Here is an 11,770-nt window from a genome sequence, read left to right on the forward strand (position 1 = left end):
AAAGGCAGACAATCCGTATGATATGGTAAAACTTTCTGTTGAAGAAATTAGAGAAATTATAAAACCTGTTGGCTTATCACCTATGAAAGCAAAAGGAATTTATGGTTTATCAAAAATTTTAATTGAAAAACACCACGGAAAAGTTCCTCAAAATTTTAAAGATTTAGAAGAATTACCAGCAGTTGGACATAAAACTGCAAGTGTAGTTATGAGTCAAGCTTTTGGAATTCCTGCCTTTCCTGTGGATACACATATTCAGCGTTTAATGTACCGATGGAATTTAAGCAATGGTAAAAGTGTAGCGCAAACTGAAAAGGATGCAAAACGATTATTTCCCAAAGAATTATGGAATAAATTGCATTTGCAAATTATATTCTATGGCAGAGAATATTCGCCTGCCAGAGGTTGGGATATAAATAAAGATATTATTACAAAAACAATTGGAAGAAAATCGGTTTTAAAAGCTGAAACCGACTAAATTAACTCTGACAATTAACTACTTAACTTTACTCACTTACAAAATATTAATATGGCAAAAAAAGGAAGTGCAAAAAACACAAAAAACAAAGCATTACACTCAAAGTTAATGGAGCGTAAAAAAAATAAATTAAGAGATGAAAAAATTGCTCATAAAGAAAAATTGAAAGCAATTATTAAAAAATCTCAAGAAAAGAGCGATTCTTAAATGCTTTTTTTTTTAATATTTTGTTCTCAAAAAATTTACTTTCTTCCAAAAATCAATCAAAAAAAACAAGTCAACTTCAGTAACAAATGTTACCAAAAACACACCCATAAAACCGGTAAATAACACTAATTAGTATTATTTATTTAGTAAATTTACTGTACTGCTATATCCCCAAAAGAAAACACCATTATGAATATTGATGTTAAAACCTTATTCTATATTTTCTCCCTCGGAAATTTATTTATTATTTTTTTCTTTGCTGCCTATGTTTATTTTTATAAAGTAAAAAATAACATTCTCAATATCTTTATTATTGCTAAAGTACTATTTGCAATATTATGGGTTTTATATGCATTAAGACACGAAATATCAGATTTTTATAGTATTATTTTAGCAAATATATTTTTAATTTTCGCTATATATTTAGATTTATATTGCGTTACTTATGTTAACGAAACGTTTAATAAAAAAAAGTTTTTAAATACGTTAGCAATTCCTATTATTTTTTCAATTATTTTTATTTTAATAAGTAACTCTAACCAAACTATTAGAATAATTGTAATATCATTTTTTGTAGCTTTTTTTTATATTGTAGGCGGCTTAACTATACTATTAAAAGCTAACAAAACTAAAATACAAATAGCTGTAAGTTATTTATGCTTTATAATATGTTCTTTATTTGTTTACAGAATGTTTTGGGCATATTTTGAAGAAACTGCATTGGTTGTTTATCCTAATAGTGGTGTTCAGCTATTAACATATCTATTTTTAGTACTAGGGTCTTTTATTTTTCCAATGATACTTTTAATTATTTTAAAAGAAAAACAAGAACACGATATTATAATAAGTAATAATTCTTTAAAGCTTTTAAACAAAAATAAATCCAATTTTTTTTCAATTATTGCACATGATTTAAAAGGCCCGTTAGGCACCTATACAAAATTAATTGAACTACTTTTAAATAAGCATAAAGAAATGCCAATAAACCAAAGGGAAGAATTTTTAATGAAATTACATAACAGCTCAACCCAAATGTTTAATTTATTAGAAAACTTATTAAAATGGTCTAAAGTTGAATCTGGCACTACAAAAGTTCATCCAAATGATACAGTATTAAAAGATATTATAAATCCTGTTGCGCTTTTAATGAAAAATAGCCTTGATCTTAAAAATTTAGATTTAGTTATTGCTATTCCAGAAGAAGAAACTGTTTATTGCGATTATAATATGATTATGACCGTAATAAGAAACTTGTTATCTAATGCTATAAAATTTACTCCAAACAACGGAAAAATTACGATTCTTTCTAAAAAGGTAAATGATAATTATCTTGAAATACGCATAGAAGATACTGGTGTAGGAATTCCAAGTAAAGATTTAAATTCAATTTTTGATTTGAATAGTGATTTAAATACTAATGGAACAAACAATGAAACAGGAACCGGTCTCGGATTAAAACTAGCTAAAGAATACATTAAAAAAAATAATGGAACCATTGGTATTGAAAGCGTTGTTAATGTTGGAACTACTGTTTGGATTCATCTACCTACAAAAAAAACTTTACAAACCTAATCTACTGTATTTCAGTACTAAATTTTATTATTAATTTGTCTTAAAAATTGTTGTTATTATTATATTTTAATTAATTTTATATATGCAAATTATTATATTAATTAAATATTTTATACCATGGCAAAAAGTCACGATGCAAAGAAAAATGTAAAAAAAGAACCAGCTAAAACTGCAAAAGAAAAGAAAGCTGAAAAAAGAGACAAAAAACCTAAATACGAATAGGACACCTTCTTTTTAAGAATAAAAAAACCCATTTTGTAAAAAATGGGTTTAAAAGAACATTAATTCAAATGCAATTCAATATAGTTTTTGTTGGTTTTAATTACCCGCATTTGTTTCGAATAATTTAATAAATATTGAATAGTTTCTGGTCTAGGTTGCTCCTTTTCAGGAGTCTTTTGAGTGTAAAGTTTCATCATATACTATTGAATTATAGTAGTATAACGGCACTATTTTACAAATATTGTTAACTCACCAAAATTATATTATGTTTTTCTATAAGTTTTCTTAAATTAATTAAAGCATAACGCATTCTTCCAAGTGCTGTATTAATACTAACATCTGTATTTTCAGCAATTTCTTTAAAACTCATATCTTTAAATAAACGCATTACTAAAACCTCTTTTTGATCTTCAGGAAGCTCATCTATTAAGGCTGTAACATCATCTAAAATTTGATTTTTTATTAATTGTTTTTCAATATTTAAAACATCATCACTAATTACCGAAAAAATATCAAAATCATCAGTATTTTTAAATGTAGGTATTCTTTTTTGTCGTCTAAAATGATCAATAATTAAATTATGAGCAATTCTCATTACCCAAGGTAAAAATTTACCTTCTTCATTGTACGCACCTTTTTTTAATGTTTTTATAACTTTAATAAAAGTATCTTGAAATATATCTTCAGCTAAATCTCTATCAAAAACTTTTGACACAATAAAACTGAAAATTCGCTGTTTATGACGAATAATTAAAATCTCTAAAGATTTTTCGTTGCCGTTAATATAATTGTTTACTAAAACGCTATCACTTATAAGTGTACTTTCCATAATTCAAATACATTTTGGGGGTTAATATCCTCGTATTTATATTTTATATAAAAAGTAAAAGTGTTGTATAAGCGGTTTATTTTTGTGAATAATACTGCAAATATTGCTTATTTTTTTATAAATAGCAAATTTTTATTCCACCTTTTTCATATTTAAATTATTTAAAACCAATTAGTTTAACCTAAAAATAAATTATTGTAAGGTTCTTCTTAAAATAAAAATATACTCCATTTTATTCTTTAAATTTGTAATTACTTTAGCAACTATTACTATATACTTAAAAATGACTCAAAACATTTCTGCATTAAACCCAAAAGAATACATACTTATTAAAGGAGCTAGCGTTCATAATCTTAAAAACATTGATGTTGCTATTCCCAGAAATAAACTAGTTGTAATTACTGGTCTTTCTGGTTCTGGAAAATCTAGTTTGGCTTTTGATACACTTTTTGCTGAAGGACAAAGGCGCTATGTAGAAAGCTTATCATCGTACGCACGTCAATTTTTAGGCAGATTAAACAAACCAAAAGTAGAATATATTAAAGGAATTGCACCTGCCATTGCCATAGAACAAAAAGTAAATTCTACCAATCCAAGGTCAACAGTTGGAACATCAACAGAAATTTACGATTATTTAAAATTACTTTATGCTAGAATTGGTAAAACCTACTCACCTATTTCGGGTGATGAAGTTAAAAAACATACAGTAACAGATGTTATTGATGCTATTAAAAAATTTGAATTAAACACAAAACTTTTGTTACTAGCACCTGTTCACATTCCTGAAGATAGAAATGTGCTTCAAACTTTAAAAATTTTAGCCCAACAAGGTTATTCTAGAATTAAATATAAAAATGAAGTAGTAAGAATTGAAGATATTGAAAGTGAAATTGAACACAACTTTTATTTAGTAATTGATAGGATTGTTGTTAAAAATGATGAAGATTTCTACAATAGATTAGCTGATGCAGTGCAAACCGCTTTTTTTGAAGGAAAAGGCGAATGTATTATTGAAGATATTAGAACAAACAAGCAAACACTTTTTAACAATAAATTTGAGCTAGACGGATTGCAATTTTTAGAACCAAATACACATTTATTTAGTTTTAATAATCCGTACGGAGCTTGCCCAAGCTGTGAAGGTTATGGAAATGTAATTGGAATTGATGAAGATTTAGTAATTCCAAACACAACGCTTTCTATTTTTGAAGATGCCATTTTACCTTGGAAATCTGATTCGTTTTCAGAATATAAAAATGCTTTAATTAATAGTGCCTATAAATTTAACATTCCAATTCACAAACCTTGGTTTGAACTTTCTGATGATCAAAAAAAATTAGTTTGGAACGGAAATTCAGCATTTACTGGCTTACATGATTTCTTTAAATTTTTAGAAGAAAAAAGCTATAAAATTCAATACAGAGTTATGCTTTCTCGTTACCGAGGAAAAACAAAATGTAAAGAATGTAATGGAAAAAGATTACGTGCAGAAACCAATAACGTAAAAATTAATACAAAAAACATTAGCGATTTAGTTGATTTACCAATTAATGAGTTAATTGAATTTTTTAAAAATTTACACTTAGAAGAATTTGAACAAAAAATAGCAAAACGTTTATTAGTTGAAATCAACAACCGATTAGAATTTTTAAGCAATGTAGGTTTAAATTACTTAACCCTAAATAGAACTTCAAATAGCTTATCAGGTGGTGAAAGTCAACGTATTAATTTAGCAACTTCACTTGGTAGTAGTTTAGTTGGATCTATGTATATTTTAGATGAGCCAAGTATTGGTTTACACCCAAAAGATACTGAAAAACTTATTCAGGTTTTAAAAAACTTACGAGATTTAGGTAATACCGTAATTGTGGTTGAACACGATGAAGATATTATGAAAGCAGCCGATATGATAATTGATATTGGTCCAGAAGCTGGAACTTTTGGCGGTACTGTTGTTGCCGAAGGAAGCTTTAATGAAATTCTAAAATCAGAATCTTTAACAGCTCAATATTTAAACAATACTAAAAGAATTGAAGTTCCTAAAAAAAGAAGAGTTTCAAAATATAACATTAATATAATTGGCGCTAGAGAAAACAACCTGAAAAATATAAATGTAACTTTTCCATTAAATAGCTTAACTGTTGTTACAGGAGTTTCAGGAAGTGGAAAAAGTACCTTGGTGAGTAAAATATTATATCCTGCTATTCAAAAAAAAATTGGTGGTTATGGAGACAAGGTTGGTCAATTTACTGAACTAAAAGGAGATGTCAACAAAATTGAACATGTAGAATTTATAAATCAAAATCCAATTGGTCGTTCTAGCAGATCAAATCCAGTAACCTATATAAAAGCTTATGATGATATTAGAACTTTATTTGCTTCAGAAAAATTATCAAAAATAAGAAACTACCAACCAAAACATTTCTCATTTAATGTGGAAGGCGGACGCTGCGAAGTTTGTAAAGGTGAAGGAGAAGTTACCATTGAAATGCAATTTATGGCTGATGTGCATTTAGAATGTGAAGCTTGTAAAGGTGAACGATTTAAAAAAGAAGTTTTAGCCATAAAATTTCAAGGAAAATCTATTAACGATGTTTTAAATTGTACCATTGATGATGCCATTACCTTTTTTACAGAACAAAAAGAAACAAAAATTGTAAAAAAACTAAAACCTTTGCAAGATGTTGGTTTAGGCTATGTTACGCTCGGTCAATCATCTTCTACTCTTTCTGGAGGAGAAGCGCAACGTATTAAATTAGCGTCGTTTTTAGTAAAAGGAACACGACAAAGTAAATCGCTTTTTATTTTTGATGAACCTACTACTGGATTACATTTTCATGACATTCAAAAGTTACTAAAATCATTTAATGCATTAATTACCAACGGACATTCTATAATAGTAATTGAACACAATATAGACTTAATTAAATGTGCCGATTATATAATTGATTTAGGTAAAGAAGGAGGAAAAAACGGTGGGCAATTAGTATTTCAGGGAATTCCGGAAGATATGGTTAAAATTAAAAATTCTTACACAGCACCTTATTTGATTAATAAATTAAATTAAAATTAATTAGAGTAAAGAATCTGTATTTTTTTTACATAAAATACTTTATAACTTCTTAAAATAACATCAAAAAAAAAAGCTGCTTTGTTTTAAAACAAAGCAGCTTTTAAATATTTTTAAATTCAATAAATTTTTAATCAACTTCTAAAGTTGTTAATTTACTTTTTGCAAGCGCAAATTCAGGGAACAAACTAATGGCTTTTTCAAAACTAATTTTAGCTGCCGCTTTATTCTCTAAGTTTAATTCAATAATTCCTTGCAAATAAGAAATAGCTGGTTTTAAAGGCACATTTTGATTGTAATTTTTATTTACTTGAAAAGTTATAGTTGCTTTACCATCATCTGGCAATTGACCTGCTTTTTTAATTGTAACTAAGGCTTCATCATATTTTTTCATTGCCAATTGTAATCCAGCAACTTTATATGCGTGATAATTATTATTTGTTTTAGCAAATAAGTTTTTATACGACTCTAATCCCGCTTCCAAAGCTCCAATAGTTTCTAAAGAAATTGCGTTCATTTCTAACAACTCATTATCTTCCTTTGATTTTAAAATATCTTTAGTCACTAAAAAACAAGAAATATAATTACGCTCATTAAAATAAAGGTATGCTAAACTATCTTTAAAAGTACTTGTTGGTCCTTCCAAAGCAATTATAGAATACATTGAATTTGCCGCCGCATTCTTATCACCATATGCCAATGCTTGCTTCATTTTTCGCATTTCTAATTCTAAGTTATTAGTGGTTTGAGCAATGGCAACCGTTGTTATAATAAAAGTTAAAATGTAAATGATGTTTTTCATTAAATCTATTTTTTAAAATGAGTAGTAAAACTATAAAATTTTATTTTAATAATGATAAAATAAAAGCACTTAAAACAAAAAAGATCTGTAAAACAGACCTTTTTGTTTTGTTACATAGTTTAACTATAATTAGTACTTAAAAATTTATAATTCTAAACTCATTAATTCTTTTAAAATTAATAAACCTTAATATTAAATATTAAGTTAAGAGTAAACAAATTTTAGATATTAAAACAATCCTTCAACAGATAAATAACGTTCTCCCGTATCATATGCAAAGGTTAGAATTCTTTTGTTATTATACTGATTTTGAACTTTATAAATAGCAGCTAATGAAGCTCCTGTTGAAATACCTATAAAAAGACCTTCTTCTTTAGCTGCTCTTTGCACAAAAGTAAACGCTTCTTCTTTTGATACTTTTATTGAACCATTTAATATACTAACGTCTAAATTTTTAGGAATAAAACCTGCTCCAATTCCTTGAAGTGCATGAGGACCAGGTGCTCCACCGCTTATTACTGGAGAATCTGAAGGTTCTACAGCGTAAACTTCTATCGCTGGATATTGTTTTTTTAATTCTATTGCTACACCACTAATATGACCTCCTGTTCCAACGCCAGTTATTAAACTATCAATTCCTTCAGGAAAATCCTTTATTATTTCTTGAGCTGTTGTTTTAGCGTGAATGTCAGGATTTGCCGGATTGTCAAACTGCATTGGCATCCATCCGTTTAACTCATTTTTAATTTCTGTTGCCTTCTCAATGGCTCCTTTCATACCTTTTTCTTTTGGCGTTAAAACAATTTCAGCTCCATAAGCTGTCATTAATTTTCGTCTTTCTATTGACATAGATTCCGGCATAACCAAAATAATTCTATATCCTTTAATAGCTGAGACTAAAGCCAAACCTATTCCTGTATTTCCCGAAGTTGGTTCTACTATTACTGTTTCTTTGTTTAATAGTCCTTTTTTCTCTGCATCTTCAACCATTGCCAACGCAATACGGTCTTTAATACTACCACCTGGATTTTGCTTTTCTAGTTTTATCCAAACTTCTAAATTTTTATTAAATAAGTTATTTATTTTAACAACTGGTGTATTTCCTATTAGTTCAAGAACATTGTTTTTTCTCATTTCTAATGCTTTTAATTTTGTATTTGTAACAAAAGTAGCAAAGAAATATTAGCTGACCACAAAAAATCGTAGTGTAATTAAAAAATAAAAAGTATAGAAACAAAAGAGCTACCTCTTCTAAAGCAGTTTGACTTACTAATAAAAGATAAAAGAACTATTATATATGGTAAAAAGGCCAAGATATAAAAAAGACTTGGAACGCTTTCGTGATATCCTGCGAGCTTAATTAGCTTCTAAAAATGAAATCAGTGTAAAGTTTATAGATAGTATCTTTTCAAATACTGTAAAACCATATAACGTCGACTATTTAAAACTCGTTGTACACGTTTTAAAAAATATGATATCCGGCTTTTATAGATTAATTTTTATCGTACTTGGCCTGTAATGCTGTATTATTAAATAGGGCTACCGTTTTGATAGCCCTGAATGTTAAAATGTTTACTGTTTAATAAAATCCGAATTGTAAATTCCTTCAACATTGATTTTAGTGTCAGAAACTTTGGTAAACTCATAAATTACAATGTCAATACCATCTCCCTTTCTATGAATTGAGTAAGTTGAATTGGTTGACACATCATAGACACCATAAAAAGTAAAGGAAGAATCTGCAATAGATGTTTGTACAAAACTCATTTCAATACCATCCATTAAAATGTACATATCATTTGAAGTAAATTTAAAAGCAACATAAGTATAATCATTATCTATTACCCAGGTTCCTTGTATCCAACTTGGTGGATTAATTGAGATATTAGAACTTGTAGAATCGTCATCTTTTGAGCAAGAAAATAATACTAATGTTAACAGTAAAATAAGGGTGTTTTTCTTCATTTTTGTTGTTTATATTAAATTAGACAATACCTAAATCTATGCTAATAATACCCACTCCTATACATTGTTAGATTTTATCCAATACTCCTTTAATATATGAATTAAATTACATTTGGATAAACTAACAAAACACATCTATGTAAATAATAATTGTGTTATGAACAATGCATAAATACTAGCAATTTTTTTTTGGTTTTAAATGTATTAAAAATATTAAAAGAGAGTTGCGAGTTCAATGATTTTTATCAGTTGTTTTAAAAATAATTCTATAAAAACCTAGTATAGGCTTGCAAAGAACTAGTAATAAACTGAATGCTTAAAATTCAACATTTTAATTCCTTTCTATGAATGACAAGATCCGTAAAAATAATTCACCACCCATCTAAATTGAATAAAAATGAGTGGTGTTTTATAAGTAATTAGTCTATATTAGAGTATCCCTTCATCTGAGAAACTGTAGTTTTTTTTAATATATGAAACAATTAAGAAATCAATAACGGTTATATATATAAACTTTGCTACTTGCTTCATTTTTTTGGTTAGATCTTTGTCTGTTTGAGAAGGAATCAATTTACCTGAAGGGTGGTCAATTTTATTTTAAAAAACCAACAAATGTCAAATTTCACTATATTTACTCTCACACGATTCCATAAAAAAAGGCTCTTATCGCAAGATAAAAGCCTAATTTTCAATGTTTTTAAAAAGGGTGGAAGACCGGGTTCGAACCGGCGACCTTCGGAACCACAATCCGACGCTCTAACCAACTGAGCTACAACCACCATTTATTGAGGATGCAAATGTAATACATTTCTTATTTTTTGCAAATTTTTTTTTAAAATAATTTATCTAAAGATTTTATTGCAACGTAACGTTCTGTATTAAAGCCTTCTGCATGTTCTACTCCTACCAGTCTACCAAGATCCTGAGCCCTATATTCAACACTATTTAAGAAATTTTTACTTGAAATTGGTGAATTTGGCTCTTTACTATCTGGATTGTAAAATTGAGAACTATATGCATTAACCGCGGCCAATTTAATATCCATAAATCCGGTAACATCTACTACAAAATCTGGTTCAATATTTTTCCACTGTATATAATGGTACACCTGGCTAGGTCTCCATTTTTGCTGTTTTACACCATCTAATTCTGTTTCAATTCTTACTAAACCTGATAAAAAACAAGCATCAGAAACTAATTTACTTCCTTTTGGATGATCTATATGTCTATCATCAACAGCATTGCATAATACAATTGAAGGTTGATATTTTCTAATTATTTTAATAATTTCTATTTGATGTTCTTTGTCATTCAAAAAAAATCCATCAGCAAAACCTAAATTTTCACGAATTGATACACCTAAAATTTTAGCTGCGTTTGCAGCTTCAATATCCCTAATTTCTGCGCTACCTCTTGTTCCTAATTCACCTCTGGTTAAATCTAAAATACCCACTTTTTTACCTAAAGAAATTTCCTTTGCTAATGTTGCTGAACAACCCAATTCAACATCATCAGGATGTGCTCCTATAGCTAAAATATCTAATTTAATCATATAATTATATTATTTATTGGTACAAATATAGCACATTTTTATTGGAGAAATAAGCCAAAAAACCTAACAAAACACAATACTCTAATAAAATTTAAAAATACATAAAAATCACATAAACGGTATGTTTTTGTAAATAAACGGTAATTTTATTTGGTAGATTGAAATTTAATATTTACTTTAGCACTATAATTTCAAGGTAGTATTATTAATCTAATCCCAAAGACCATGAAAAAATTAACTTCTATAATCGTTTTTCTTTTCGTAATTGTTTCAATTGCGCAAGCTCAAGTTTCAAATTTGGAAAAAAATGCCTTAGTTGATTTATACAAATCTACCAATGGTGATTCTTGGAACACAACTTGGAATTTAAATTCAGACGTAAATTTATGGCACGGAGTAACTGTTGAAAACAATACAGTTGTTGCTCTAAATTTAAGTATGAATAATTTAAATGGAACTATCCCTAGCTCTATTAAAAATTTAAGTAACTTAAAAGTTTTAAATTTAGGTTTTAATAAAATTAATGGAACAATACCTACTGAAATTACTTTAATAAAATCCTTAGAAACTATTCAGTTATTTATGAATCAAATTGAAGGGACGCTTCCTTCTAACATAGGTAATTTAACTAGTTTAAAAGAATTGGTTTTATTTAATAATAATATTAGTGGTGTGCTACCAGCTTCTATATATGAATTAAAAAATTTAGAAGTATTACAAATTAGTAGTAATAAATTATCTGGAGCTATTTCTGATAAAATTTCAAACCTAACAAAATTAAGTACATTAAGCTTTTTTGATAATTCAATGTTTGGAAAAATTCCATCATCAATTGGTAACTTAATAAAGTTAAAAGAATTAGCGTTGGCAAATAATTTATTTGAAGGTACTGTTCCAACAGAACTTGCAAACCTTTCAAACTTACAAGTATTATTATTAAACGATAACCGATTAAGTGGAACTCTTAGTGAATCTATAAAATCTCTACCCCTTTTAACAATTTTAGATTATAATAACAACCCAAAATCTATTGAAATAACAACTCAAAGAGTAACTATTTCACAGTAATAAAT

11 protein-coding genes and 1 tRNA gene are annotated in these 11,770 nt (G+C 27.6%); 5 read left to right on the forward strand and 7 right to left on the reverse strand.

What is annotated here, in order from left to right; all coding sequences use genetic code 11:
• The 3 genes from nth to ABY298_RS03295 all read left to right on the forward strand — a co-directional run.
• Positions 1 to 478: endonuclease III (gene nth / locus ABY298_RS03285; protein WP_372744576.1), on the forward strand; the 478-nt coding region annotated here is incomplete at its 5' end.
• Between the two features lie 51 nt (positions 479 to 529).
• Positions 530 to 685 carry a hypothetical protein gene (locus tag ABY298_RS03290; RefSeq protein WP_372744577.1) on the forward strand — a complete coding sequence of 52 codons (156 nt, stop codon included), beginning with the start codon at positions 530 to 532 and terminating at the stop codon, positions 683 to 685.
• 690 nt (positions 686 to 1,375) lie between these two features.
• Positions 1,376 to 2,257 carry a sensor histidine kinase gene (locus ABY298_RS03295; RefSeq protein WP_372744578.1) on the forward strand — a complete coding sequence of 294 codons (882 nt, stop codon included), beginning with the start codon at positions 1,376 to 1,378 and terminating at the stop codon, positions 2,255 to 2,257.
• Positions 2,258 to 2,723: 466 nt separating this feature from the next.
• On the opposite strand, the gene ABY298_RS03300 is transcribed toward ABY298_RS03295, so the two are convergent.
• Positions 2,724 to 3,308, reverse strand: coding sequence for an RNA polymerase sigma factor (locus ABY298_RS03300; RefSeq protein WP_372744579.1), 585 nt, complete (start codon positions 3,306 to 3,308; stop codon positions 2,724 to 2,726).
• 283 nt (positions 3,309 to 3,591) lie between these two features.
• Here ABY298_RS03300 and uvrA point away from each other — a divergent pair, with 283 nt between their 5' ends.
• Positions 3,592 to 6,375 carry an excinuclease ABC subunit UvrA gene (uvrA, locus tag ABY298_RS03305; protein ID WP_372744580.1) on the forward strand — a complete coding sequence of 928 codons (2,784 nt, stop codon included), beginning with the start codon at positions 3,592 to 3,594 and terminating at the stop codon, positions 6,373 to 6,375.
• 133 nt (positions 6,376 to 6,508) lie between these two features.
• Here uvrA and ABY298_RS03310 read toward each other — a convergent pair whose 3' ends face one another.
• From ABY298_RS03310 to bshB1, 6 genes are all read right to left on the reverse strand, one after another.
• Complete coding sequence (locus ABY298_RS03310) at positions 6,509 to 7,180, reverse strand: tetratricopeptide repeat protein (RefSeq protein ID WP_372744581.1); 672 nt, start codon at positions 7,178 to 7,180, stop codon at positions 6,509 to 6,511.
• A gap of 228 nt (positions 7,181 to 7,408) precedes the next feature.
• On the reverse strand, positions 7,409 to 8,314 hold the full coding sequence (cysK, locus tag ABY298_RS03315) for a cysteine synthase A (RefSeq protein ID WP_372744582.1): 906 nt from the start codon (positions 8,312 to 8,314) through the stop codon (positions 7,409 to 7,411).
• A 438-nt stretch (positions 8,315 to 8,752) separates the two neighbouring features.
• Positions 8,753 to 9,145, reverse strand: coding sequence for a hypothetical protein (locus ABY298_RS03320; protein ID WP_372744583.1), 393 nt, complete (start codon positions 9,143 to 9,145; stop codon positions 8,753 to 8,755).
• Positions 9,146 to 9,574: 429 nt separating this feature from the next.
• Positions 9,575 to 9,736 (reverse strand): JAB domain-containing protein, encoded by a 162-nt coding sequence (locus ABY298_RS03325; protein WP_372744607.1) that lies wholly within the window; start codon positions 9,734 to 9,736, stop codon positions 9,575 to 9,577.
• 113 nt (positions 9,737 to 9,849) lie between these two features.
• Positions 9,850 to 9,925 (reverse strand) — tRNA-His (locus ABY298_RS03330).
• Between the two features lie 52 nt (positions 9,926 to 9,977).
• Positions 9,978 to 10,694: a bacillithiol biosynthesis deacetylase BshB1 gene (gene bshB1, locus ABY298_RS03335; protein WP_372744608.1), complete on the reverse strand. Its 717-nt coding sequence runs from the start codon at positions 10,692 to 10,694 to the stop codon at positions 9,978 to 9,980.
• Positions 10,695 to 10,922: 228 nt separating this feature from the next.
• Between bshB1 and ABY298_RS03340 the strand changes: the two genes are divergently transcribed.
• On the forward strand, positions 10,923 to 11,765 hold the full coding sequence (locus tag ABY298_RS03340) for a Two component regulator three Y domain protein (protein WP_372744584.1): 843 nt from the start codon (positions 10,923 to 10,925) through the stop codon (positions 11,763 to 11,765).
• Positions 11,766 to 11,770 lie beyond the last annotated feature (5 nt).

This window comes from Lutibacter sp. (assembly GCF_041596795.1).
Taxonomy (GTDB): domain Bacteria; phylum Bacteroidota; class Bacteroidia; order Flavobacteriales; family Flavobacteriaceae; genus Lutibacter.

Coding starts and splice junctions, on each gene's coding strand:
- ABY298_RS03340 (WP_372744584.1), top strand. CDS start 10,923: ATGAAAAAATTAACTTCTATAATCGTTTTTCTTTTCGTAATTGTTTCA.
- ABY298_RS03295 (WP_372744578.1), top strand. CDS start 1,376: ATGTTTTGGGCATATTTTGAAGAAACTGCATTGGTTGTTTATCCTAAT.
- ABY298_RS03310 (WP_372744581.1), bottom strand. CDS start 7,180: ATGAAAAACATCATTTACATTTTAACTTTTATTATAACAACGGTTGCC.
- ABY298_RS03300 (WP_372744579.1), bottom strand. CDS start 3,308: ATGGAAAGTACACTTATAAGTGATAGCGTTTTAGTAAACAATTATATT.
- uvrA (WP_372744580.1), top strand. CDS start 3,592: ATGACTCAAAACATTTCTGCATTAAACCCAAAAGAATACATACTTATT.
- cysK (WP_372744582.1), bottom strand. CDS start 8,314: ATGAGAAAAAACAATGTTCTTGAACTAATAGGAAATACACCAGTTGTT.
- ABY298_RS03320 (WP_372744583.1), bottom strand. CDS start 9,145: ATGAAGAAAAACACCCTTATTTTACTGTTAACATTAGTATTATTTTCT.
- ABY298_RS03290 (WP_372744577.1), top strand. CDS start 530: ATGGCAAAAAAAGGAAGTGCAAAAAACACAAAAAACAAAGCATTACAC.